The following is a 23,926-nucleotide window of genomic DNA, read 5'->3' as shown; positions in this document are numbered from 1 at the left end:
GCGGCAGGATCCGCCGGGCAGCAGCATCAGGCCGACGATCCGACGTCTGCGCTGGTCAGGGCCTGCCGCGTCCGTCACACTGGGCGCACGCACCGTCCGAGGAGGCACCGTGACCGACCCCCGCACGCCCAGCCCGCAGCCGGCCACGGTGGAGGCGCCCGCCCCGCACGCGGCGAGCCCCCACACCCCCGGCGCCGCCCTGCCGCCCGCGCAGGGCACCGACGGGTTCTCGATCGCCGCGCTCGTCACCGGCGTCGTCGGGCTCGGCGTGGTGCCGATCGTCCTGGGCGTCGTGGGCCTCAACCGCACACGGAAGACCGGCCGCGCGGGCAAGGGCCTGGCGATCGCCGGCATCGCGCTCGGGGCTGTCGCCGTCCTGGTGTGGGGTCTGCTGATCGGCGTCGCCGTCCGCACGCTGTCGGACGTGCAGGACGGGCAGGCGTACGGCGACAACGCCGTGCTCGACGTCCTGTGGGACGGCTGCGCCGGCGGCGACGACGGCAGCTGCGAGGACCTCTTCGCGAAGTCGCTCCCCGGCACGGAGTACCAGGAGTTCGGCGCCACCTGCGGCGGCCGTTCGGAGTCCATGACCTGCGCCGGGTGACCGGCGCGCGGCGCCCGTAGCGCTCAGCGCAGCACCAGGGCGGGGTGCCGCCGGTCGTCCATCCGGACGACGACGTCGGCCCGCCGCTCCGGCGCCACCTCACGCCGGTACCGGTCGTAGGCAGCGAGCTGCCACGCGTCGTCCAAGGGGGTTCCCCGCGTCTCGGCGGGCGGCCGCAGCGCCAGGTGCACCGCGAGGTCCACGTCCAGGCCCCGCCCCATCGCCAGCGTGCCGTCCAGCACGACGGCGGTGCCGGGCGGGGCCTCGACGTAGGGCGCCCGCGTGGAGCGGTCCGTCACCGGGTCGCGCAGCGTCGGCAGGTAGCGGCCCCGCTCCACCACGGACGTCAGCACCTCGCGGTTCAGCCCGCCGACGTCGATCCACCCGTCCAGGAGCGAGTCCGCGTCCCGGCGCCCGTGCTCCAGCCGGAGCGAGGCCGGGCGCAGGAAGTCGCGCACCCGCACCCGTGCGACGGGACGGCCGGCGGCGCGCAGCGGCTCGACCAGCGCGTCGGCAAGCACCTCGGGCTGCGCGGCGGGGTGCCCGTCCACCAGGACGCGCACCGCCGTCGTGCGCTCGCGGGCCGCGACCAGGCCGACGACGTGCTCCACCACGGCCTCGAACGTCACCGGCTGCACGCGCACCCGGTCATGCTGTCACGCGCGCCAGGCTCCGGCCCCCGACGGCGCCCCCAGGCAGCGAGCGCGGCCGCTCCGTGCCAACGTCTGGGGCCATGACCAGCAGCTCCACCGAACCCGGCGCGGCACCCACGGGTGACGAGACCCGGCTCTCCCGGTCCGTCAGCGGCCGGCTCCTGTACCTGTTCATCCTGGGTGACGTGCTCGGCGCCGGCGTCTACGCCCTCGTCGGCGCCATGGCGGGCGAGGTGGGCGGCGCCGTCTGGCTCCCCCTGCTGGTGGCGCTCGGCCTGGCGCTGCTCACCGCCGGGTCGTACGCCGAGCTCGTCACCAAGTACCCCCGCGCCGGCGGTGCCGCCGTGTTCGCCCAGCGAGCCTTCCGGCAGCCGGCGCTCTCGTTCCTGGTGGGCTTCTCGATGCTGGCGGCCGGTGTCACCAGCGCGGCAGGCCTGTCCCTGGCGTTCGCGGGCGACTACTTCGGCGCGTTCGTCGACGCCCCGCAGCGGCTCGTGGCGCTGCTGTTCCTGGTGGCGGTCGCCGCCCTCAACGCGCGCGGCATCCGCGAGTCGCTCGGGGCCAACGTCGTCATGACGATCGTGGAGGTAAGCGGCCTGGTGCTCGTCGTCGTGCTGGCGGCGGTGGTGCTCGGCCGCGGCCAGGGCGACGTCGGCCGGGTCACGCAGTTCACGGAAGGAACCACCCCGGCCCTCGCCGTGCTGGGTGCCGCCGTGCTCGCGTACTACTCGTTCGTCGGGTTCGAGACGTCCGCCAACGTGGCCGAGGAGGTCCGCGACGTGCGGCGCGTCTACCCGCGCGCGCTGTTCGGGGCCCTGATCACCGCCGGCGTCGTCTACGTGCTGGTCAGCGTGGCCGCCGTCGCCGTCGTCGACCCGCAGACCCTGGCGGGCTCGAGCGGCCCGCTGCTGGAGGTCGTGGCCGCGGCAGGCATCGTGCCCGAACGGCTCTTCTCGCTCGTGGCACTCGTCGCGGTGGCCAACGGCGCCCTCCTGACGATGATCATGGCCAGCCGGCTCGCCTACGGCATGGCCGAGCAGCACCTCCTGCCCCGCGTGCTGGGCCGGGTGCTGCCGGGCCGCCGCACCCCGTGGGTGGCGATCGTGACCACCACGCTCGTCGCCATGGCGCTCGTCTTCACCGGCGATCTCGCCGCCCTGGCCGAGACGGTGGTGCTGCTCCTGCTGCTGGTGTTCCTCAGCACCAACGTGGCCGTGCTGGTGCTGCGCCGGGAGACCGTGGAGCGACCCCACTTCCGGGTGGCGACCGTGGTGCCCGTGCTGGGTGTGGCCAGCTGCGTGCTGCTCCTGACCCAGCAGGACGGCGCCACGTGGCTGCGCGCCGGGGCGCTGCTCGCCCTGGGGGCGGTGCTGTACGCGGTGATGCGGCTGACGCGCCGGGGCCGAGCCACGGCCTGACGCCGTCAGCGCGCCGCCGCGTGCTCCACGCAGCGCGTGGCGCCGGGCCGCACCTCGAGCCGCGCCTCGGGGATCGCCCGCCCGCACACCTCGCACCGCCCGTAGGTGCCGTCCGCGACGCGGGCGAGCGCGGCGAGCAGCACGTCGCGCTCGGCGGCGGCCCCGGCGGCGAGCGCGGAGGCCTGCTGCCGCTCCCAGGCGAGGGTGGACCCCTCGGGGTCGTGCTCGTCGTCGGTGTTGGCGTCCTTGCCGGAGTCGGCGATCTCGGCGGCGAGCGCACGCTGGGCGGCCACGAGCTGCTCGACCTCGGTGAGGCGGGCACGCAGGCGTTCCTCGGCGCGGTGCAGGTCGACGTCGCGCATCCGCTCATCCTGCCTCGAAGGGCCTGTGGCCGCCGACCGCAGGGGTTGGCCGCGGGATGGTGCCCGTCCCCTGGTGCTCGGGTGTGACGTGCGCCGCGGCATCGGCCTGATCGATGAGATTCAATTGCGGAGTCGATGAGTCGTAGGTCAGAGTTCTGCCCCTGGCGCTCGTCGCACCCGCGAGGCGCCCCGGCAACCGCCGGCCCGGTGCCCGCACCGACCCCGTCACGACCCGCAGGAGAACCACCATGCGCCGCAGCCGCGCCCTCGCCGCCCTCGCCACCACCGCCCTCGCCGCGACGCTGGCCGCGTGCGGCTCCGGCTCCGGCTCCGGCAGCGACGCCTCCGCCGACGGCGACGACCTGGGGCTCGTGAACGCCGGCACCCTCACCGTCGCCACCGAGGGCACCTACCGCCCCTTCAGCTACCACGAGGGCGGCGCCGGCGACCTCGTCGGCTACGACGTCGACGTGGCGCGCGCCGTCGCCGAGAAGCTGGACCTGGAGATCCGCTTCCAGGAGACGCAGTGGGACGCCATCTTCGCGGGCCTCGACGCCGGTCGGTTCGACACCATCGCCAACCAGGTGTCGATCACGCCCGAGCGTGAGGAGAAGTACGTCTTCTCCACCCCGTACACCGTCTCGCGCGGCGTCGTCGTGGTGAACGAGGGCGACACGTCGATCTCCAGCTTCGACGACCTCGCCGGCAAGACGACCGCGCAGTCCCTCACCAGCAACTGGTACCAGCTCGCCACGGACTCGGGCGCCAACGTGGAGCCCGTCGAGGGCTGGGCGCAGGCCGTGTCGCTGCTGCAGCAGGGCCGCGTGGACGCCACCATCAACGACTCGCTGACGTACCTCGACTACGTCAAGGAGAACGGCGAGTCGGGTCTGGCGGTGGCCGCGGAGACCGAGGACACCTCGCGCTCGGCGTTCGTGTTCACGCAGCAGCGCGAGGCGCTGGCCGAGGCCATCGACGGCGCTCTCGCCGAGCTGGCCGCCGACGGCACGCTGGCCGAGCTGTCGGAGAAGTACTTCGGCCAGGACGTCTCGCAGTGACGCCGGGCGGGGCGGGCGCGGCCCAGGCCGCGCCCGCCTCCCCCACGCCGTGCCGCGCGACCGACGTCGGGGCGTGGTGAGGTGGCGGACGTGAACTGGGAGCTGTTCGCCTCGTCGTTCTGGCCGATCGTGCTGGGCGGCCTCAAGGGCACCATCCCGCTCGCGCTCGTGTCGTTCGCGATCGGCCTGGTGCTGGCGCTGGGCGTCGCGCTGCTGCGCCTGTCGAAGAACCCGCTGCTGGCGTGGCTGGGCCGCGCGTACGTGTCCGTCATCCGCGGCACCCCGCTGCTGGTGCAGCTGTTCGTCATCTTCTACGGCCTGCCCTCGCTGGGCGTGACCATCGACCCGTGGCCGAGCGCCGTGGTGGCGTTCTCCCTCAACGTGGGCGGCTATGCGGCCGAGGTGATCCGGGCGGCGATCCTGTCGGTGCCGCAGGGGCAGTGGGAGGCCGCGTACACCGTGGGCATGTCCCGTACCCGGGCGCTGCGCCGCATCGTGCTGCCGCAGGCCGCGCGGGTCTCCGTGCCGCCGTTGTCGAACACGTTCATCTCGCTGGTCAAGGACACGTCGCTCGCGTCGCTCATCCTCGTGGCAGAGGCGTTCCGGCAGGCGCAGGTCATCGCGTCGGCCACGTTCGACTACATGCTGCTGTACCTCGAGGCCGCACTCGTCTACTGGCTGTTCTGCACGGTGCTGTCCTTCGCCCAGACCCGCCTCGAGAGGAGGCTGGAGCGGTATGTCTGACACGCTCCTCACCGCCCGCGGCATCCGCAAGGCGTTCGGTGACCACGAGGTGCTGCGCGGCGTCGACCTCGACGTGCGACGCGGGCAGGTGGTCGCGCTCATCGGGCCGTCCGGCTCGGGCAAGACGACGATGCTGCGCTCGCTCAACGGCCTGGAGACGCCGTCGGCCGGCACGCTGGAGGTGTCCGGCGGCCCCGCCCTCGACTTCTCCCGCCCGGTGACGCAGCGCGAGCGCCACGCGCTGCGCGACCGCTCGGCGATGGTGTTCCAGCAGCACAACCTGTTCCCGCACATGACGGTGCTGCAGAACGTCATGGAGGGGCCCGTGCAGGTGCGGCGGGTGCCGCGCGCGCAGGCCCAGCAACGGGCGCTCGAGCTCCTCGACCGCGTCGGGCTGGCCGACAAGCGCGACGCCTACCCGCGCCAGCTCTCCGGCGGCCAGCAGCAGCGCGTCGGCATCGTGCGGGCCCTGGCCCTGAGCCCTGACCTGCTGCTGTTCGACGAGCCGACCTCCGCCCTCGACCCGGAGCTGGTGGGCGAGGTGCTCACCGTGATGAAGGAGCTGGCCGAGGAGGGCTGGACCATGGTGGTGGTCACCCACGAGCTGTCCTTCGCCCGCGCGGTGGCCGACGAGGTGCTGTTCCTCGACGGCGGGGTGGTGCTGGAGCGCGGTGCGCCCGCGCAGATCTTCTCCGCCCCCCGCGAGGAGCGCACCCGGCAGTTCCTGCACCGGCTGCTCAACCCCCTGGACTGATCCGGAGGCGCCGCTGTCGCGTGCGGCGCCCCGCGCCGGCCCGGCCGCGCAGGCGGCCCACCAGCGGCTCGACCGGCCCATCGCGTCGTCGCCGCCGACACGTCTCACCTTGCGGGCGGTGTGACCCCGGTTACTGTCGGTGCCCAGCCGTTGCTCACCGCCGAGGCCGGGGTTGACATGACTGCAGACCCGACAGCAGCACAGCCGCACGAGCTCTCCCGCCGTTCCCTGCTCAAGACGTTGCCGATCGTGGGCGGCGCGGCAGCGCTGGCGGCATGCACCCCCACGGACACGGGCAGGCGAGCCCCGCAGGACGTCTCGGCGCCCGAGCGCTCCCCCGGCCTGCCCCACGAGACCCCCGCCCCGGGCCGGTACCGCTTCCTCACCGAGGAGGAGGCCCGCACCCTGGAGGCGGCGGTGGCCCGTATCGCGCCGGGCGACGAGGCCGACCCGGGCGCCGTGCAGATGGGCGTGGCCACCTACATCGACGGCAAGCTCGCGGACCACGAGGCGTTCGCCGAGCCCACCTACCACCGGGGTCCGTTCGCCGAGGGCTACGACACCGACCCCGGCGAGGTGCCGGCGGACGCCGTGCCCGTCGCCACCGACCAGCTCTACCGGTACGGCCACCAGGACCGCCTGACCCCGCAGGAGACGTACCGCCGCGGCCTGGCCGCCCTGGACCGCTACGCCCAGACCCGCTTCGGCACCCTGTTCGCCGACCTTCCCACCGACCGGCAGGACGAGATCCTCGTGGTGCTGGACGACCACCTGTCGCGCAGCGAGCAGGCGGAGGAGACCTCCGTCGGCGCGTCCGGGGACTCGGGCGGCGCGGTCGAGGAGGCCGGCGGCCAGCAGATCGTCACTCCCCCGGACGTGCTGGACCAGGCGGAGGACGTGTTCGGCGACGTCCACCCCGGCAACTTCTTCGCGACGCTGCGCACCGACACCATCGAGGGCATGTTCGCCGACCCGCTGTACGGCGGGAACGTCGGCATGGCCGGGTGGGCGCTGGTGGGCTGGCCGGCGGCGCAGCGCTCGTACTCCCCGGCGGAGATGCTGCACGGCACCCGCAAGACGCCGCAGCCGATGCACGACCTGCCGGCCATGAACCCCGACCGGCCGGGCGGCGGGCGCCCCGCGATCGAGCAGCACCAGCACGGGGTGACGAGACCGTGAGCGCGCGCCGGCACGAGCCCGTCGAGATCGTCACCATCGGGGGCGGCATGACCGCCTCCGTGCTGGCCTCGCAGATCCTGCCCGACACCTCGGTGCGGATGGTCTCGCTGGAGCAGGGGCCGGCGCAGTGGACCTACCCCGACTTCGCGCACAACCACGACTCGCTGCGGTACAACAACCGGTTCGCGATGATGCAGGACCTCTCGCGCACGTCGTGGACGTGGCGCCCGAACGCGGACGCCCCCACCCTGCCGTTCCGGCAGTACGGCTCGTTCCACCCGGGGCAGGGGCTGGGCGGGTCGATGGTGCACTGGACGGCCCTGACGTGGCGATTCCTGCCGGACCACTTCCGGTTCCGCAGCGTCAACGTGGAGCGGTACGGCGCCGACCGCATCCCGGAGGAGATGGACGCCCGGGACTGGCCGGTGACGTACGAGGAGCTGGAGCCGTACTACGACAAGGTCGAGTACGACATCGGCGTCTCGGGCCTGGCGGGCAACCTGGGCGGGCGGATCGTCGAGGGCGGCAACCCGTTCGAGGGCCCGCGCCGGAGGCCGTACCCGAACCCGCCGCTGGCCCCGATGGCGTTCGGGGAGCTGTTCACCGAGGCGTCCCGCGACCTGGGACTGCACCCGTTCCCCACCCCGGCGGGCATCCTGTCGCGCGGGTGGACCGACCCCTACGGCAACACCCGTGCGGGCTGCCTGTACTGCGGGTTCTGCACCCGGTACGGCTGCGAGGTGGGCGCCAAGGCGAGCCCGCTGACCACGTGGCTGCCCCCGGCGCTGGCCACCGGCCGCTACGAGGTGCGCACACGGTGCCGGGCGCTGGAGATCGAGACGGCCGACGACGGGCGGGCCACCGGCGTGCGGTACGTGGACGCCCGCGGCACCGAGCACTTCCAGCCGGCGGAGATCGTGGTGTGCGCGGCGTTCACCCTGGAGAACGTGCGGATGCTGCTGCTCTCGCGCGGCGGCGCCCACCCGGACGGCATCGGCAACGACCGCGGCATGGTGGGCCGCAACTACACCTACCAGCTCGACCAGGCGCCGGCGAAGGGCCTGTGGGAGGGGCGGAAGTTCAACTTCTACATGGGCAACGGGTGCACCAACGCCCAGGTGTGGGACTTCAACGCCGACAACTTCGACCACTCCGACGTCGACTTCGTCGGCGGCGCGCGGATCCAGTGCGAGGGCGGGCAGCGCGAGCCGATCAGCTCCTCGGACCAGCTGCTCGACGGCCTCCTGAACGACGGTGCCCGCCAGTGGGGCGCGGCGTGGAAGGCCGAGCTCGGCAGGTCGTGGGACAGCGTGGGGCACCTGGAGATCGAGGGCGAGAGCCCCGCGTACCACGGCAACTTCATGGACCTGGACCCCACGTACAAGGACGAGTGGGGCCTGCCGATGCTGCGCATCACGTTCGACTGGCGGGAGAACGAGCGCAACCTCTACCGGTACGTGGCGGCCCGGTGCGGGGAGATCGTCCAGGCGATGGGCGCGGACCGGACGGACGTGACCGAGGAGCTGGCCCCGTACCGGATCGACGAGTACCAGAGCACCCACCCCAACGGCGGAGCGATCATGGGCTTCTCGCCGGGCGACAGCGTGACGAACAGCTACGGCCAGGTGTGGGACACCCCGAACGTGTTCGTGACGGGCGCCGCGCTGTTCCCGCAGAACCCCGGGGCGAACCCGACGGGCACCGTGGGGGCGCTGGCGATGCGCACGGCCGAGGCGATCCGCGACCGCTACCTCGCCGCCCCCGGGGAGCTGCTGTGAGCCGGCGGGCCGGTGCGGCCGCCGTCGTGCTGGCCGCCTCGGCCCTGACGGGCGCCTGCGCTGACCCGGACGCTCCGCCTCCGGTCCAGGTGGAGATCACGTCGAACGGGTTCGACCCGGTGGCCCTGGACGTGCCGCCGGGCACGGAGGTGCGGTTCGTCAACAAGGACCTTCTGCCGCAGACGGTCACCACGGCGCAGGACGCCGACGGCGAGCCGGTGCTGCCGCCGGGGGCGGAGCCGTTCGACTCCGGCCGCCTCTCCGAGGGCGTCACGTACGCGGTGCGCCTGGAGGTGCCGGGCGAGTACCTCTACGAGTCGCTGACGCAGGGGCACGGCACGCAGATGATCGGCAGCCTGCGCGTGTCCGAGGACGCCGCCCCGGGAGGCACCGCGCCGGCAGGGGTGCCGGGCGGCCCGACGCCGGGCGGCCCGGCCCCGGGCGACTCGACGCCCGGTGGCACGACGCCGGGCGGTGCGACGCCCGGGGCCACCCCCGGGGAGGAGGAGCCGTGAGCGGGGCGCGCGCCGCGGCGAGGACGGCGGTGGGGGCGGCGGTGGGGGCGCTGACGGTGACCTCCCTGGCGGCCTGCTCCGGCGCGGACCGGCCGATGTCGATGTTCTCGCCGTCGGGCGCGGACGCCAGCCGGGTGGACAGCCACTGGCAGATGCTCCTGCTGCTCGGCTCTGTGGTGTGGCTGGTGGTCATGGGCTTCACGCTGGGCGCGGTGCTCCGCCGCCGCCGGGCGCACCGGGAGGACGAGCCGCGGGGGCGCGGGCACGTGGTGGTCGCCGTGGGCGGAGCGCTGGTCCCGGCGCTGATCATCACGTGGGTCATGGCCGACTCGGTGCTCGTCATGCGCGACACGGGCGGGCAGGGCGAGGACGCCGGCACGGTCGTGGAGGTGGCGGGCCACCAGTTCTGGTGGGAGGTGCGCTACCCGGAGGACGGGGTGGTCACGGCCAACGAGATCCACGTGCCCGTGGGCGAGGTGGTGCGCCTGGAGATGACGGCGTCCGACGTCATCCACAGCCTGTGGGTGCCGCAGCTCAGCGGCAAGGTCGACCTCAACCCCGGCCGCACCACCGTCATGACGATCAACGCCCAGGAGCCGGGCACCTACTGGGGGCAGTGCGCCGAGTACTGCGGCCTCCAGCACGCGTGGATGCGGTTCGTCGTCGTCGCGCACGAGCCGGAGGAGTTCGACGGCTGGCTCGAGGCACAGTCCCTGCCGGCGGAGGACCCGGGCGCGGGCGGGGAGCCCGGCGACCCGGCCGACCCTGACGCGGGCGACCAGGACCCGCAGGTGGTGCGGGGCCGCGAGGTGTTCATGTCGTCGTCCTGCGTGTACTGCCACGCGGTGGCCGGGACGGAGGCGACCGGAACCATGGGCCCCGACCTCACCCACTTCGCCAGCCGCCAGACCATCGGGGCCGGCGTCCTCCCCAACGACCGCGAGAGCCTCGCCCGCTGGATCGTGGACCCGCAAGCGGTCAAGCCCGGCAACGCGATGCCGGGCACCGACGTCGCCGGCGAGGAGCTCGAGGCGATGCTCGACTACCTGGAGAGCCTGGAGTGAGGGGCGGCTGGGCCTGATGACGACGACGGAGCAGCACCCGCCCCAGCCCCGCGCGGAGGCGCAGTTCGAGGAGACGTGGCACAACCCGCGCGGGCTGCGGGGGTTCTTCACCTCGGTGCAGCACAAGTCCGTGGGTGCGCGCTACATGGTCACGGCGTTCGTGTTCTTCTTCGTCGGGGGCCTGGAGGCTCTTTTTCTGCGGGTGCAGCTCGCCCAGCCGGAGCAGTCGGTGCTGTCTCCCCAGGCGTACAACGAGCTGTTCACCATGCACGGCACCACGATGATGTTCCTGTTCGCGGTGCCGTTCCTGGAGGGCCTGGCCGCCTACCTGCTGCCCCTGCAGATCGGGGCGCGGGACATGCCGTTCGCGCGGTACAACGTCTTCAACTACTGGTGCTACCTGCTGGCCGGGATCATCCTGTACTCCAGCTTCCTGGTGGACCTGGTGCCCGATGCCGGGTGGTTCGCGTACGTGCCGCTCTCGGGGGCCGAGTTCTCCGACAAGGGCATGGACATCTGGCTGTTCGGCCTGGCGCTGGCCGAGCTCGCAGCGATCGGCGCGGCCCTGGAGATCATCGTCGCGGTGCTGAAGATGCGGGCGCCGGGGATGTCGCTCGACCGGATGCCGATCTTCGCGTGGACGATGCTGTGCGTCGCCCTGCTCATCATCGTGGCGTTCGTGCCGCTCCTGGTGGGTTCCCTGCTGCTGGAGCTGGACCGGAACGTGGGTACGGCCTTCTTCGAGCCTGCCCGGGGCGGCGACCCCCTGCTGTGGCAGCACCTGTTCTGGATCTTCGGCCACCCCGAGGTCTACGTGATGTTCCTGCCCGGGGCGGCGATCATCAGCCAGGTCGTGCCGGTGCACTCCCGCCGCCGCCTGGTGGCCTACCCGTTCGTGGTCGCGGCCGTCGTGGTGACGGCGATCATGAGCCTGGGCCTGTGGGTGCACCACATGTACACCACGGGCCTGCCGCCGGTGACGCTGTCGTTCTTCACGGCGGCGAGCATGTCGATCGCGGTGGCCAGCGGCGTCCAGGTGGTGGCGTGGCTGGTGACGATGTGGGAGGGCCGCCCTCGCCTGACGGTGCCCATGCTGTTCTCGCTGGGCTTCCTGTTCACGTTCGTGGCCGGCGGCATCACGGGCGTCATGGTGGCCTCGGCCCCGTTCGACGCCCAGGTGCACGACTCCTACTTCGTGGTGGCCCACTTCCACTACGTGATCATCGGCGGGATGCTCTTCCCGGTGCTGGCGGGGCTGTTCCACTGGTGGCCCAAGATGACGGGCCGCATGCCCTCCCACCGCCTGGGCGTCATCAGCTTCTGGCTCGCGTTCGCCGGGTTCCACCTCACGTTCTTCCCCATGCACCTGACGGGCATGTGGGGCATGCCGCGCCGCGTGTTCACCTACGACGAGTCGATGGGCATCGGGTTCGTGAACCTGCTGTCCACCGTGGGGGCGTTCGTGTTCGCCGCCGGCATGGTGCTGGCAGCCGCCACCCTGGTGCGGGCCGCCCGCCGGGGCGAGAGGGCACCCGCCGACCCGTGGCAGGCCGACACCCTGGAGTGGGCCACCGCCTCCCCTCCGGGGAGCTCGAACTTCCCGCGGATCCCCGTGGTCTCCAGCCGCACGCCCCTGTGGAACCCGGCTGTCCCGGCGGACGACCCCGAGGCGCACCGCATGGCGGCCGCGTTCGACCACGCCCCGACCGGGGTACGGGCCACACCGTTCACCACGGTGCTGGGCGCCCGCCCGGACACCGCCGCCGTGCAGGCCAGCCCCACCGTGCTGCCGCTGGTCCCCGCGCTCGGGCTCGCGGTCATCGCCGCCGGCATCCTCGTCGAGGTGACGGCCGTGGTGGTCGTGGGGGCGGTGCTGGTGGTCGGGGGCCTCGTGGCGTGGGGCGTGGTCAACGAGCGCGAGCTGGGGCAGGCCGAGGCCCGCGAGCCCATCGGCGGCACCTACCTGGTGGAGGCTCCCGGCCCCCGTTCCCCGGGCTGGTGGGGTGCGGTCGGCGCCGGCACGGTGCTGCTCGTCGGGGCCACCACGCTGGCGTTCTGCATGCTGTACCTGCAGGTGCACGCCCCCGTGTGGCCGCCGGGGCGCACCCTCGACCAGCCGTGGCTCACGGCAGCCACCGGCGTCGCGCTGGCCGCTGCCGTCGCGGCCGCCTGGTGGGGGTCCCGCCAGGGCCGGCACGCCCACGACGCCCCGCCCGTGGCACGGGCGGCTCACCTGGCGTCGGCGGGACTCACCCTGCTGGCCGGGGTCGCGGCCCTGGTGCTCCTCGGCGTGACCTGGGCGGTGGGCGACGTCGACCCCACCGGCCACGCGTACGGCTCCGGCGTGCTCACCATGCTCGCCTCCCTCGCCCTGGCGGTGCTCATGGGGCTGGGGCTCACGGTGGCCGCCGTCATGGCCCGGCTGCGCCACGAGCGCGACGTGCGCGTGCGCCTGATGCTGCAGAACTCCGCGCTCCTGTGGGGCTGCGTGGTGCTGGTGTGGGCCATCACCTGGGTCACCACCGACCTGCTCCCGGCGGTGATCAGCTGATGGACGAGACCCACGGCACCACGCCCGCCGAGCTCGCGACCGGCGGGCGGGTCTCCGCCGAGCACACGGGCCGCAGCACGCCGCGCGGCACCCGCGCGGCCGTCACCGCCGTGATCGTGCCGCCCGTCGCCTGGGTCGCGGCGCTCGGCCTCTCCTACGTGGTGCAGGACTTCACCTGCACGGCCTACGCCAGCAACGGCGCCCCCGCCCCCTCCGCCGGGGTGGGCGCCGTCATCCTCGCCACCGACGCGGTGCTGCTGCTCCTGACCGTGGCGGCCGGCCTGGTCGCCCTGCGCACCGTGCGCCACGCCCGCGCCGACGGCGGCCGGCCGCTGCAGGCGTTCTGCGGCCTGCTCGGCGTCATGCTCGCCGTCGCGTTCGGCGCGGGCATCGTGCTCATCGCCGTGAACCCGCTCGTGCTGGAGGTGTGCCCGTGACCCCGGACCCCCACCGCCCCGCCGGGGCCTCAGGCTCCGCTCCGGTCGGACCGCCGGCCGCCAGCACCCGCTCACACCGGCGGCGCGCGGTGCGCGCCCTCGGCGTCCTCGCCGGGTCGACCGCCGCCGTCGCGCTGGCGCTCGCCCTGACCGCACCGCCCGACGCCGTCCAGGGCCAGGCACAGCGCTGGATGTACCTGCACGTGCCCGCCGCCTGGACGGCCTACCTGTGCTTCGCCGTCGTGCTCGCCACCAGCCTCCCCACGGTCCTCGCCGACGTGCGCCGCCCCCTGCTGGTGGCTCGCGCCGCAGCCGAGACGGGCGTCGTCCTCACCGCCCTCACCCTGCTCACCGGCAGCGTCTGGGGTGCTCTCACCTGGGGCACGTGGTGGGTGTGGGACGCCCGCGTCACCTCCACCGTGGCCATGGGGCTCGTGTACGTCGCCTTCCTCGCCGCGCTCGCCGCCGCCACCGGCCGCCGTGGGCGGCGGACCGCGAGCGCCGTCGGCGTCGGCGGGTTCGCCGTCGTGCCCGTGGTGCACCTGTCCGTGGTGTGGTGGCGCACCCTGCACCAGCCGCCCACCGTGCTGGCGCCGGGCGCCGGGGCGCCCCTCGACCCCGCCATGGCCGCCGCTCTCGTGGTGTCCGTGGCCGCCGCCACCCTGGCGGCGACGCTCGCCGTGACGGTGCGGGTGCGGCGCCTGCGGGGGGCGGGCGGGGTGCCCGACGGCGGGCCGGGCCGCGCCGCGGGCGGTGCGCCCGCCGAGGCACGGGCCGCCACCGCTGCCGCCACGACCGGCAGGGACGCCGGTTCGGCCCTGGGGCGGCCGTGAGCACGGCGCGGCGCCGCACCGTCGCGTGGGGCGTGCTGGCGGCGGCCGTGGCCGGCGTCGTCGCGATCGTGGCGTCCGCGTCGCGCGACGGCCTCACCTACTACGGCACGCCCAGCGAGCTCGTCGACCACAGCGCGGTGCAGCGCGACGTGCGGCTGGGCGGCATGGTGGTGCCCGGCACCGTCGAGCAGGCGGACCGTGCCGCCTCGTTCGTGCTCACCGACGGCGCCACCGACGTCACCGTCCGCTACACCGGCTCCCTGCCGAGCACCGTGCGCGAGGGCGAGGGGGCCGTGGTCGAGGGGACGCTCGCGGGCCGTGAGCTCGAGGCCCGCACCGTGCTGCTGCGCCACTCCAACGAGTACCGGGCCCCGGAGGCCGCACCGTGACCGCAGGCATGGTGGCCGGCACGGTGCTGCTCGCCCTCGCCCTCGGCGCCGCGCTGGTGGCCGCCGCGGCCTGGGCCCTGGCGGCACGCGCCGCCGGCCGCGGTGGCACCGGGCAGGAGACCGGGACCGGGACCCACCCGCCTCCCGGCCGGCGTCGCGGCGCAGGTGCGGGCGCCGCGCGGGCCGGGACCGTGGCGCTGGTGGCCTGCGGCGCGCTCGTGGCCGCCGCCGTGACGCTCCTGCAGGTCGCGCTCGTGCGGCAGGACGTCGCGTGGCCGTACGTCGAGCGGGTGGCCGGGTCCGACATGCCGCTCTACTACCGCGTCACCGCCATGTGGTCGGCGCTGGAAGGGTCGCTGCTGCTGTGGCTGCTCGCGCTCACCGGGGTGGCCCTGCTCGTGCTCGCCCGCTCGCAGGTGCCCGGACGGGGCACGGACGCGGCGGCGCTCGGCGTGCTCGGCGCCCTGGTCGCGGTCTTCGCCGTCGTGACCCTGGTGGGGTCCCCGTTCACGGCCGGCTCCGGTGGCGGGCGGCCCAGCCCCCTGCTGCGCGACCACGTCGCCATGGGGCTGCACCCGCCGCTCCTGTACGCGGGGTTCGCGGCCCTCGCCGTGCCGTACGCGCTCTCGGTGGCGGCGCTCGTGGGCCGGCGCACGAACCGGCCCCCCGCCGCGTCACCACCGGCGCCCGGTCCTCCACGAGCGGGTTCTGGCACGGCGCTGTACGCACAGGTGCGCGCCTGGACGCTCGGCGCATGGTGCGCCCTCACGGCCGGCATCGGGCTCGGCGCGTGGTGGTCGTACGCCGTGCTCGGCTGGGGCGGCTACTGGGCGTGGGACCCCGTGGAGAACGCCTCCCTGCTCCCCTGGCTCGCGGCGACGGCGCTGCTGCACGCCGTCGGGCCCCGCACCCGTGCCGGGCGGTGGCAGGCGTGGACCGTGGCGCTCGCGGGCACCGGGTTCGTGCTGGTGGTGCTGGCACAGCTCGTCACACGCTCCGGCACGGTCGAGTCCGTCCACGCGTTCACCGCCTCGACGCTCGGCCCGCTGCTGGCCGGCGTGCTCGCCGCCGTGCTGCTGCCCTGGCTGGTGCTGCTCCTGCGCCGGCGGCCGACGGCGAGCGCGACCCGGTCCCCTGGCCCGTCCCGCTGGGCCGGCCTGCGCGCCGGCGCCCTGGAAGCGCAGCGTGCGCTGCTCGTCGTCGTGCTCGCGATCGTCGCCGTCGGCACGCTGCTGCCCACCGCGCTGCTCCTGCTCACCGGGGAGCGCGTCTCGGTGGGGCCGCCCTGGTACCAGCGCACCCTGGCACCGTTCGCGCTGCTGCTCCTGGTGCTCATGACGGCGGCACCCTGGCTCGCCCGACGGCGCACCGCTCCCCCCGTGCTCCCCGCCGCGCTCGCCGCGGCGGCCGTGTGCTGCGCCGTCGGGCTGCTGGTGCGTGACCCGTGGCTGGCCGTCGTCGCCGGGCTCGCCGCCGCGGTGGCCGTGGGCGGGCTCCCCGCCGGCCGCGGCCGGAACGACCTGCGCACCTGCGGGTCGTGGCTGGCCCACGTGGGCGTCGCGCTCGCCGCGGTGGCCGTGCTCGCCGGCAGCCACGGGGCCGTGCGCGAGGCCGTGCTCCCGCCCGGCGGCACGGTGGCCGCCCAGGGCACCACCGTGACCCTCGTCGAGATCACCCGGCGCCAGGCGCACGGTCACGAGGTGGCCGAGGCAGAGCTGCTGCTCGGGCGGGACGGCGAGCTGGCGGGCACCGTGCGCCCCCAGCTGCGCTGGTACCCCGACGACGCCGCCATGCTCGCCGGCCCCGCGATCCGCACCGGGCCTGTGGACGACGTCTACGTGACCCTCCTCGACGCCGACCCCGAGGCCGGCACCGCCACCGTGCGCCTCGCCGTCACCCCGCTCACCGGGTGGCTGTGGACGGGCGGGGTGCTCGCCGTCGTCGGGGGCCTGCTCGCCGTGGTGCCGCTGCGCAGGCTCCCCCCGGGGCGACGCCGTCGACGGCCTGCCGAGCAGCGCGGCCGGGAGGGGCGGCCGAGCACCCCCGCCCACCCCGCCAGCGTCACCGCGGGCGCCGGGCGGACGGCGTCGCACGCCCCGTCGCCCTCCCCCGCACACCCCGGACGGCGCCCCCGGACGCCCGCACCCCGGGCCCTCGGCCCCCTGCTCGCCACCACCCTCGCCGGCACGGCGCTCGCCGGGTGCGCAGCCCCGCAGGACGAACCGCGCCCCGCCCCTCCCCTCGCCGGCACCGACCTCGACGGCACGCCCCGGGACGTCGCCGACCTGCGCGGCTCCGTCGTGCTCGTCTCCGCCTGGGCCTCCTGGTGCGCACCCTGCCGCGACGAGATGCCCGTCATCGCGCAGGCCCGCGACGACCTCGGCCCCCACGGCCTGGAGGTGCTCGGCATCAACGTGCGCGACCTGCCCGGCTCCGCCCGCGACTTCGCCGCCGAGACCGGCATGGACTGGCCCAGCGTGGTGGACCTCGAAGGCACGAAGGCGGTGGGCTGGGGCATGCGCGGCCTGCCCGTCACCTACCTCGTCGACCGCGACGGCCGGGTCGTGGACCAGCACCCCGGGCCCGTCACCGAGGAGTGGGTCGAGGCCGTCGTCGAGCCGGAGGTGCACCGGTGAGCGCACCCCGTCTCCCCACGCCGCCTCCCGGGCCTGAAGGTCCCGCGCCCACCAGCACCCCCGGACGGCGGCGCACCGTGCTCGTCGGCCGCCGGCGCACCGTGCTCGCAGCGCTCGTGGTGGCGATGCTGGCCGCGGTCGGCGTGGTGGGCGCGCTGGTGCTGCCCAGCCCCGGTGACGCGCACGCCGACCAGGTGCGCGCCGTGGCGGGGAGCCTGCGCTGCCCGTCCTGCATGGGCGAGGACGTGGCCGACTCGGCGTCGCCGCTCGCGGAGTCGATGCGGCTCGTGGTGGCCGAGCAGCTGGCCGCCGGCCGCACCCCGGGGGAGGTGCGCGAGTGGTTCGCCCGGGCGTACGGCGACGAGGTGCTGCTCGACCCACCACGGCGGGGGCTCGGCTGGCTGCTGTGGGCGGCGCCGCTGGCGGTGGTCGCCCTGGCGGTCCCCCTGCTCTGGCGGCGGCCGGGGCGGCGGGCGGCACCGGCCGCCGCGCTGGCAGGGGTGGCCGTGCTCGCCGGCTGGTGGCTCGTCACGGACGTGCGCGGCTCCGTCGGCCCTGCGGGCGGCACCGCGGCGGCAGCCTCGGCCGAGGCGGGCAGCGGCGCCGCGGCCGCGTCGGACGGTGCGGGGCCCGGCGAGCTCGGAGCACTCACCGTGCTCCAGGCCGCCGTCCAGGAGCAGCCGGGCCGCACCGAGCTGCGCGAGGCGCTGGCCTCTCGCCTGGAGGAGGCCGGACGCACGGCCGAGGCGGCCGAGCAGCGCGCCGCCGTCGTCCGCCTGCGCCCCCTCGACGCCGACGCCCGCTACCGCTACGCCGCCGCCCTGGTGCGCGACGGCTCCGCGGACCAGGCGACCGAGGTGCTCGAGCAGACCCTCGAGGTCCGCACCCGGCACGCCCCCACCCTCGCCCTGCTCGGCACCCTGCTGCGCGACACCGACCCAGGGCGGTCCGCCGAGCTCATGGGGCAGTACGCGCAGGTGCGGGAGGAGGGCTCGTGAACCGCCGCCGCACCGCCGTCGCCCTGCTCGTGCTCGCCCTCACGGCCGGCGCCGGCTGCGCCCCGTCACCGCAGACGACGCCGCACCCCGCCTCCGGCGCGGCGCACGCCGACGGGCCGCACCCCCACGGATCGCACCGCGGGTCGACCGGCACCCCTGCCGGTGAGCCCGCCAGCGCCCTCCGCGTCGGGCTCACGGAGTGGAGCATCGAGACCGGTGGTGCCGTCGCGGCAGCAGGCGACGTCACCGTCGTCGTCACCAACACGGGCGCCACCGGCCACGACGTCGTGGTGCGCGGCCGGCTCGGCGACTGGGGCACCCCCGTGCTCGCCCCCGGCGAGGAGCACGAGCTGCGCATCCAGACCGAGGCGGGCGAGACGCTCGAGCTCGTCTGCACGGTGACCGGGCACCACGCCGCCGGCATGACGGCCGAGCTCCGGGTGGCGCCCTCGTGAGCGCCGCCGACGCGCCCACCCGCTCCACGCCGGGGACAGGGCCGACGCCGGAGGGGGCCGGTGCTGCGCCTCCCGGCGGAGGCGAGCCACGGCCGGCGGACGGCACCGGGCACACCCTCGCGGACGGCGTCGGACCGGGCCGGGCAGACGGAGACGCGCCCGACCGCGCGAGCAGCGCCGCGCCTGGCCCTGCGGAGGAGGGCCGGCCCGGCCCGGCGGACAGCGCGCCCGGCAGGGCTCGCCGCCACGCCGTCGCCCTCGCCGCGGCGGTGCTGGCCGCGGTCGCCGCCCTGGCGCTGGCCGTCGCCACCGCCACGGGCGGCGCCCCGGGCCCGACCGCCCTCGACGCGGGCCCGCTCGTGCGTCACGGCCTGCCGGCGGCGGAGCTGCTCTCGCGCCTCGCCGCCACCGTCACGATCGGCGCTCTCGCTCTCACGGTCGCGGTGCTGCCCCCGGCCTTCGTCGCCCCCGCGCGGCGCACCGCCACCTGGTCGGCATGGGCCTGGGCCGCCGCCCAGACGGCCTGCCTGCCCCTGACAGCCCTCGACGTGCTGGGCGCGACGGCCGGGGCCGGGCGGCTCGACGGCGTGCTCGCCTTCACGGGCACCGCACCCGGCAGCGCCCTGGTGTGGTCGGTCGTGCTCACCTGCGTCACTGCGGCGGTGGTCACCGGGCCGTGGCGCGGCCGGGCGGTGGCCGGGCTCGTGCTCGCGCTCCTCGCGCTCGTCCCGCTGGCCTCCGGCGGGCACGCCGGCGCCCACACCGGCGGGCACACGGCAGCGTCCGCGCTGTGGCTGCACCTGGGCGCCGTCACGGTGTGGGCCGGCGGCGTGCTGGTGCTCGCCGGTCTCGGGCTGTCCGGGGGCACGCTGCCCGGGAGAGCCCCGTCCCGGGCCCGCGCCGGGCACAGCACGGCCTCGGCCCGCGGGGCCGCACGTCCCGGCGCCGCGTGGACCCGCGACGCCGTCGACACCGCCGTGCGGCGGTTCTCCCCCCTCGCGCTGTGGTGCTTCGTCGTCGTGGCCGGATCCGGCGTGGTGGTCACGCTGGCGTCCGTGGACGACCCGGCAGACCTGCCCGGCACCGGCTGGGGCCGCCTGCTGCTGGCCAAGACGGCCCTGTTCCTGCTGCTCGGCGTGGCAGGCTGGGCGCACCGCCGCCGTCTGGCCGCCCGGGCGGGCCGCGCCGTCTTCCTCCGTCTGGCGCTCGGCGAGGCCGCCGTCATGGCCGCGACGCTGGGCGTCGCCGTCGCGCTGGCCGACTCTCCCCCACCCCCCGCACCGCAGGGCACGCCCCTGCCGCCGCTCACGCCCGAGACGGCCTTCACCGCCTGGTCGGTGCAGCCGGTGGCCGCGCTCGCCGCGCTGGGCGGCGCCGTCCTCTACGTGCGCTGGGCGTGGCGGCTGCGCCGCCGGGGAGACTCCTGGCCGGTGGCGCGCACCGCCGTCTGGCTGACCGCGATGGCCCTGCTGCTCTGGGTCACCAACGGCGGGCCGGCCGCCTACGGGCACACGCTGCTGAGCGTCCACATGATGCAGCACATGATGCTGGCGACGGTGCTGCCCGTGCTGTACGTGCTGGCCTCCCCCGTGACCCTCGCGCTGCGTGCCCTGCCAGCCCGCGCCGACAGCTCCGCGGGGCCGCGCGAACGGCTGCAGGCGCTGCTGGGCAGCCGGTGGGCGCGCGTGCTGCTGCACCCGGCGGTGGCCACCGCCAACGTGGTGGTGAGCATGGCCCTCTTCTACGCCACCCCCCTGTTCAGGCTCAGCCTCACCAGCGAGGTGGTGCACCTGGCGGCCGCGCTGCACTTCTCCGTGGCCGGGTACCTGTTCGTGGTGATCCTCGTCGATACCGACCCCGTGCCGCACCGACCCTCGTACCCGCTGCGGCTGGCCATGCTGGCGCCCGGGATGGTGTTCCACACCGCGCTGGGGCTCACGCTCGTCACCAGCTCGCGCGTGCTGCTCGCGCCGTCGGTGCTGGCCGCCGTCGAACCTGCCTGGCTGGCGGACCGGCTCACCGACCAGCAGGCCGCCGGCGCGCTCGTGTGGGCGCTGGGCGAGGTGCCGGCCCTGGCGCTGGCCCTCGTGATCGCCTCCCGCTGGGCGGCGGCCGACGAGCGCGACGAGCGCCGGGCCGAGCGCCGCGCGGCCCGCGCGGCCGAGGCGCTCGGCCCGCCCGAGCCGGCAGGGGCCGCGCGGACGGCGGGGACGACGACGCCGGACGGCCCCCGCAGGGACCGCCCGGCGTCGTCGTGAGCGCGCTGCCGCGTCGGGTCAGCGCTTGCGGCTGCGCACCGTGTCCTCCATGTCCTCCAGCTCCTTGCCCTTGGTCTCCTCGACCTTGGTGAGCACGAAGAAGAACGACAGCGCCGCGAAGATCGCGTACATCAGGTACGGCACCGACGCGCCGAACGCGTTGAGCAGCGGCGGGAACGTCAGGGTGATCGTGAAGTTCGCGATCCACTGCATCGCGGCGGCCACACCCAGCGCGGCGGCACGGATGCGGTTGGGGAACATCTCGCCCAGCAGCACCCACACCAGCGGGCCCCACGTGGCACCGAAGAACACCACGAACAGGTTGGCCGCCACCAGGGCGACGACGCCCCAGGCACCCGGCAGGGAGACGTTCTCGCCGGTGCCGGTGGACTGCGTGAAGGCCAGCGCCATGAGGCCCAGCGTCACCGCCATGCCGGCCGAGCCCGCGAGCAGCATCGGGCGGCGGCCCACCTTGTCGACGAGCGCGATGGCGATGAACGTCACGGCCACGTTGGTGACGGCGGTGATGGTCGAGACGGTGAACGCCTGCGACTCCTCGAACCCGACGGCCTGCCACAGCGTCGTCGAGTAGTAGAAGATCACGTTGATGCCGACGAACTGCTGGAAGACGGACAGCAGGATGCCGACCCACACGATGCGGCGCAGGCCCAGCACGGGGCCACGGAGGCTGGCGCGCTGCGCGTTCTCCTCGTCCTCGCGGATGGAGCGGTGGATCTGGGCGAGGCGGTCGTCGACGTCCTCGTCCGGGCCGAGCACGGACGCCAGCACGCGGCGGGCCTCGTCGTCACGGCCCAGCGACGCGAGGTAGCGCGGCGACTCGGGCATGCGCAGGGCGAGGAACCCGTAGACGGCCGCGGGGATCACCGCCACGAGGAACATCCACCGCCACGCCTCCCAGCCGAACCAGAGCTGCTCGGCGGCACCCCCGGCGCTCGTGGCCAGCACCTGGTCGGAGAGCAGGGCGGCGAAGATGCCCACGGTGATGGCGAGCTGCTGCAGCGAGCCGAGACGCCCGCGCATGGCGGCGGGCGCGATCTCCGCGATGTACGCGGGCGCGATGACGGACGCGATACCGATGCCGAGGCCGGCCATGAAGCGCCACAGCGCCAGGTCCCAGGCGGCGAACGCGATCGCCGAGAGCACGGACGAGACGAAGAAGAGGACGGCGCCGAGCACCATGACCTTGGTGCGTCCCCACCGGTCTGCGAGCCGGCCGCCGGCCCATGCGCCGAGGGCACAGCCCAGCAGCGCGATGGCGACGACGAAGCCCGTGACCGTCGAGCTGAGCTCGAACTGGCCCTGGACCGCGTCGACGGCGCCGTTGATCACGGACGAGTCGAAGCCGAAAAGGAAACCGCCGACTGCGGCGGCGATGGCGAGAGTGACCGCCTTGCGGTGGGCACTGGATGCCGACGCCACAGGTGTTCCGGGCGCGTGGGACATGGGGTTGGTCCTCCGTCAGATGCGTGGTGCCCCGATCCGGGGCTGCAACCATCGTGAGCCCGGACGGCGCCCTCCGCTCGTTCACCCGGTGTGATCTGGCCGTCTCCGCTCGCCGGCGTGGCGCGTCCGCGCACGTCGGGGGGGGTCAGAGGGCGCGGTGCGTGAACCTGCCTGCCACGAGGGTGGCGCCGACGACGGTGGAGCGCAGCGCGGTGGCGACCTCGCGCGGGTCCGCCGCGCCGCCCCGGCCGCCGTCACCGTCCCGGCCACCTTCGCCGTGCCCGACGGCGAGGGGGTCGGTGTCGAGCACGGCGAGGTCGGCGGGCATGCCGGGGGCCAGGGCGAGCGGCAGCCCGTCCACGGACGCCTCGAGCGCGGCCACGAGGTCGATGCGCTGCTCGGGGTGCCACGGCTCGCGGCCGTCGCGCGAACGGGTGGTGGCCGACGCGACCGCCTGCCACGGGTCGAGCGGGGCGACGGGGGCGTCCGAGCCGAGCTGCAGCGTGACGCCCGCGCGCAGCAGGGAGGCCAGAGGGAAGGTGCGCTCGTCGCGGCCCGGCCACAGGTGCGGGGTCAGGTCGCGGTCGTCCATGGCGTGCTCGGGCTGCACGCTGGCGACGACGCCGAGGGCGGCGAACCGTTCGACGTCCTCCCACCGCAGGAGCTGGGCGTGCTCGACCGACCCGCGGGCCCCGGAGGCGGCGAACGCGTCCAGGGCCAGGGCGTTGGCGTGGTCGCCGATGGCGTGGATGGCGCAGCGCAGACCGCCCTGGTGGGCGCGCGTCATGAGGGGCACCAGGTGGTCGGGCGCCACGTTGAGCACCCCGTGGGCGTCCTGCCCCGTGACTCCCGGGTACGGGTCGAAGCAGAACGCCGTCAGGGTGTTGAGGGATCCGTCGCTGATGACCTTGAGCGGTCCCTGCGCGAGCAGGGCGTCGGAACCGGCGCGCGGCACACCGTGCGCCGCTCCTGGCACGAGGGGGTCGCCGGTGCGCAGCCCCTCGGTCAGCACGGCGTCCAGGTACTGTTCCCACACCCCGGCCCGCACGCGCAGCCCTTCCCAGCCGGCGGTCGCACGGCGGCGCCAGACGGCGAGGTTGTCGGCCACCTCCAGGTCGACGACGCCGACCACGCCGCGCGCAGCGGCTGCGGCCGCGGCGTCGACCACCAGGGCGTCGGTGACGTCGTCGGGCAGCGCGACCAGCCGCGGGCTGGCCGGCATCCACTCCTCCTCCCGCAGCAGCCCCGTGGGGTGCTCGACGCCGAGGTACCGCATGCCGGCCGTGCTCGCCCACGCCGTGTGCAGGTCGCCCGAGAGCAGCACCACCGGCACCTCGCCCGCGACGGCGTCGAGCACCGCCGCCGTCGGCTCCTGCGGCCAGGCCGCCCAGCGGAAGCCGAAGCCCACGAGCGGCAGGCCCGGCGCAGGCGCGTACGCCGGGTCGTCCAGGCCCGCCCGCACCAGGCGGGCGGCGTGCTCGGCCGACGTCGCCGCCGACACGTCCAGACGACGCCGCACCATCGCCCACTGGGTCATGTGGGTGTGCATGTCCCACAGCCCCGGGATCACGCGCCGGCCCGCGACGTCGACCCGCTCGGCGACGCGCGTGCGCACCCCCGTGGCGACCTCGACGTCGCTGCCCGCCGGGACGACGGCGGCCACCCGGCCGGCGTCGAGCAGCACGTCGTACAGGCCTTCGCGGCCGGTCAGCAGGGCGTTCGCGAGCAGGAGCGGAGCGGTCACGGGGTCACGCTAGTGCCGCGCACGGGACAGGG

The 23,926-nt window shown here is 75.3% G+C and carries 21 protein-coding genes; 17 read left to right on the top strand and 4 right to left on the bottom strand.

The window, feature by feature from the left end; all coding sequences use genetic code 11:
* Positions 1–109: 109 nt before the first annotated feature.
* Entirely contained in the window at positions 110–604 is a 495-nt protein-coding gene (locus tag DNL40_RS16435) for a DUF4190 domain-containing protein (RefSeq protein ID WP_179951028.1), read from the top strand.
* A 23-nt stretch (positions 605–627) separates the two neighbouring features.
* Here the strand turns inward: DNL40_RS16435 and DNL40_RS09950 are convergent, their stop codons facing one another.
* Positions 628–1,248, bottom strand: coding sequence for a nucleoside/nucleotide kinase family protein (locus DNL40_RS09950; RefSeq protein ID WP_111251098.1), 621 nt, complete (start codon positions 1,246–1,248; stop codon positions 628–630).
* A gap of 89 nt (positions 1,249–1,337) precedes the next feature.
* Here DNL40_RS09950 and DNL40_RS09945 point away from each other — a divergent pair, with 89 nt between their 5' ends.
* Complete coding sequence (locus DNL40_RS09945) at positions 1,338–2,675, top strand: APC family permease (protein WP_111251097.1); 1,338 nt, start codon at positions 1,338–1,340, stop codon at positions 2,673–2,675.
* A 5-nt stretch (positions 2,676–2,680) separates the two neighbouring features.
* Here DNL40_RS09945 and DNL40_RS09940 read toward each other — a convergent pair whose 3' ends face one another.
* Complete coding sequence (locus DNL40_RS09940; protein ID WP_111251096.1) at positions 2,681–3,037, bottom strand: TraR/DksA family transcriptional regulator; 357 nt, start codon at positions 3,035–3,037, stop codon at positions 2,681–2,683.
* 248 nt (positions 3,038–3,285) lie between these two features.
* On the opposite strand from DNL40_RS09940, the gene DNL40_RS09930 reads away from it, so the two are divergent.
* The 15 genes from DNL40_RS09930 to DNL40_RS09870 all read left to right on the top strand — a co-directional run bounded on the left by DNL40_RS09930 (position 3,286) and on the right by DNL40_RS09870 (position 20,686).
* Positions 3,286–4,095, top strand: coding sequence for an amino acid ABC transporter substrate-binding protein (locus DNL40_RS09930; RefSeq protein WP_111251094.1), 810 nt, complete (start codon positions 3,286–3,288; stop codon positions 4,093–4,095).
* Between the two features lie 90 nt (positions 4,096–4,185).
* On the top strand, positions 4,186–4,839 hold the full coding sequence (locus DNL40_RS09925) for an amino acid ABC transporter permease (RefSeq protein ID WP_111251093.1): 654 nt from the start codon (positions 4,186–4,188) through the stop codon (positions 4,837–4,839).
* On the top strand, positions 4,832–5,593 hold the full coding sequence (locus DNL40_RS09920; RefSeq protein ID WP_111251092.1) for an amino acid ABC transporter ATP-binding protein: 762 nt from the start codon (positions 4,832–4,834) through the stop codon (positions 5,591–5,593). The genes DNL40_RS09925 and DNL40_RS09920 overlap by 8 nt, the downstream gene beginning before the upstream one ends.
* A gap of 177 nt (positions 5,594–5,770) precedes the next feature.
* The gene (locus DNL40_RS09915; protein WP_111251091.1) at positions 5,771–6,772 is read left to right on the top strand and encodes a gluconate 2-dehydrogenase subunit 3 family protein; all 1,002 of its coding nucleotides are present in this window, start codon (positions 5,771–5,773) and stop codon (positions 6,770–6,772) included.
* Positions 6,769–8,550, top strand: coding sequence for a GMC family oxidoreductase (locus tag DNL40_RS09910; protein ID WP_111251090.1), 1,782 nt, complete (start codon positions 6,769–6,771; stop codon positions 8,548–8,550). Before DNL40_RS09915 ends, DNL40_RS09910 begins: the two co-directional genes overlap by 4 nt.
* On the top strand, positions 8,547–9,065 hold the full coding sequence (locus DNL40_RS09905; RefSeq protein ID WP_111251089.1) for a cupredoxin domain-containing protein: 519 nt from the start codon (positions 8,547–8,549) through the stop codon (positions 9,063–9,065). The genes DNL40_RS09910 and DNL40_RS09905 overlap by 4 nt, the downstream gene beginning before the upstream one ends.
* Positions 9,062–10,129, top strand: coding sequence for a cytochrome c oxidase subunit II (coxB, locus tag DNL40_RS09900; RefSeq protein WP_111251088.1), 1,068 nt, complete (start codon positions 9,062–9,064; stop codon positions 10,127–10,129). Before DNL40_RS09905 ends, coxB begins: the two co-directional genes overlap by 4 nt.
* Positions 10,130–10,145: 16 nt before the next feature.
* Positions 10,146–12,680, top strand: a complete 2,535-nt coding sequence (gene ctaD, locus DNL40_RS09895; RefSeq protein ID WP_111251087.1) for a cytochrome c oxidase subunit I — start codon at positions 10,146–10,148, stop codon at positions 12,678–12,680.
* Complete coding sequence (locus tag DNL40_RS16430; protein ID WP_179951027.1) at positions 12,680–13,117, top strand: hypothetical protein; 438 nt, start codon at positions 12,680–12,682, stop codon at positions 13,115–13,117. Before ctaD ends, DNL40_RS16430 begins: the two co-directional genes overlap by 1 nt.
* Positions 13,114–13,950 carry a cytochrome c biogenesis protein CcsA gene (gene ccsA / locus DNL40_RS09890; protein ID WP_179951026.1) on the top strand — a complete coding sequence of 279 codons (837 nt, stop codon included), beginning with the start codon at positions 13,114–13,116 and terminating at the stop codon, positions 13,948–13,950. The genes DNL40_RS16430 and ccsA overlap by 4 nt, the downstream gene beginning before the upstream one ends.
* Positions 13,947–14,339, top strand: a complete 393-nt coding sequence (locus DNL40_RS09885; protein ID WP_111251085.1) for a cytochrome c maturation protein CcmE — start codon at positions 13,947–13,949, stop codon at positions 14,337–14,339. The genes ccsA and DNL40_RS09885 overlap by 4 nt, the downstream gene beginning before the upstream one ends.
* Positions 14,336–16,975, top strand: coding sequence for a cytochrome c-type biogenesis CcmF C-terminal domain-containing protein (locus DNL40_RS09880; protein WP_111251084.1), 2,640 nt, complete (start codon positions 14,336–14,338; stop codon positions 16,973–16,975). Before DNL40_RS09885 ends, DNL40_RS09880 begins: the two co-directional genes overlap by 4 nt.
* The gene (locus DNL40_RS09875) at positions 16,972–17,973 is read left to right on the top strand and encodes a cytochrome c-type biogenesis protein (RefSeq protein ID WP_146252069.1); all 1,002 of its coding nucleotides are present in this window, start codon (positions 16,972–16,974) and stop codon (positions 17,971–17,973) included. The genes DNL40_RS09880 and DNL40_RS09875 overlap by 4 nt, the downstream gene beginning before the upstream one ends.
* On the top strand, positions 17,970–18,428 hold the full coding sequence (locus DNL40_RS16200) for a cupredoxin domain-containing protein (RefSeq protein ID WP_146252068.1): 459 nt from the start codon (positions 17,970–17,972) through the stop codon (positions 18,426–18,428). Before DNL40_RS09875 ends, DNL40_RS16200 begins: the two co-directional genes overlap by 4 nt.
* Entirely contained in the window at positions 18,425–20,686 is a 2,262-nt protein-coding gene (locus DNL40_RS09870) for a cytochrome c oxidase assembly protein (RefSeq protein ID WP_146252067.1), read from the top strand. Before DNL40_RS16200 ends, DNL40_RS09870 begins: the two co-directional genes overlap by 4 nt.
* 18 nt (positions 20,687–20,704) lie before the next feature.
* Here the strand turns inward: DNL40_RS09870 and DNL40_RS09865 are convergent, their stop codons facing one another.
* Together DNL40_RS09865 and DNL40_RS09860 are read right to left on the bottom strand one after the other, a co-directional pair.
* Positions 20,705–22,150 (bottom strand): sugar porter family MFS transporter, encoded by a 1,446-nt coding sequence (locus DNL40_RS09865; protein WP_111251081.1) that lies wholly within the window; start codon positions 22,148–22,150, stop codon positions 20,705–20,707.
* A 145-nt stretch (positions 22,151–22,295) separates the two neighbouring features.
* Positions 22,296–23,894: an amidohydrolase gene (locus tag DNL40_RS09860; RefSeq protein ID WP_111251080.1), complete on the bottom strand. Its 1,599-nt coding sequence runs from the start codon at positions 23,892–23,894 to the stop codon at positions 22,296–22,298.
* Positions 23,895–23,926 lie beyond the last annotated feature (32 nt).

Source organism: Xylanimonas oleitrophica (assembly GCF_003244315.1).
Classification (GTDB): Bacteria; Actinomycetota; Actinomycetes; order Actinomycetales; family Cellulomonadaceae; genus Xylanimonas_A; species Xylanimonas_A oleitrophica.
This window is presented reverse-complemented; position numbering and strand designations above follow the sequence as displayed.

What these genes read in the sequence shown, in the direction of transcription:
- DNL40_RS09915 (WP_111251091.1), top strand. Translation starts at nt 5,771, where the DNA reads ATGACTGCAGACCCGACAGCAGCACAGCCGCACGAGCTCTCCCGCCGT.
- DNL40_RS09865 (WP_111251081.1), bottom strand. Translation starts at nt 22,150, where the DNA reads ATGTCCCACGCGCCCGGAACACCTGTGGCGTCGGCATCCAGTGCCCAC.
- DNL40_RS09940 (WP_111251096.1), bottom strand. Translation starts at nt 3,037, where the DNA reads ATGCGCGACGTCGACCTGCACCGCGCCGAGGAACGCCTGCGTGCCCGC.
- DNL40_RS09920 (WP_111251092.1), top strand. Translation starts at nt 4,832, where the DNA reads ATGTCTGACACGCTCCTCACCGCCCGCGGCATCCGCAAGGCGTTCGGT.
- DNL40_RS09930 (WP_111251094.1), top strand. Translation starts at nt 3,286, where the DNA reads ATGCGCCGCAGCCGCGCCCTCGCCGCCCTCGCCACCACCGCCCTCGCC.
- DNL40_RS16430 (WP_179951027.1), top strand. Translation starts at nt 12,680, where the DNA reads ATGGACGAGACCCACGGCACCACGCCCGCCGAGCTCGCGACCGGCGGG.
- ctaD (WP_111251087.1), top strand. Translation starts at nt 10,146, where the DNA reads ATGACGACGACGGAGCAGCACCCGCCCCAGCCCCGCGCGGAGGCGCAG.
- DNL40_RS09945 (WP_111251097.1), top strand. Translation starts at nt 1,338, where the DNA reads ATGACCAGCAGCTCCACCGAACCCGGCGCGGCACCCACGGGTGACGAG.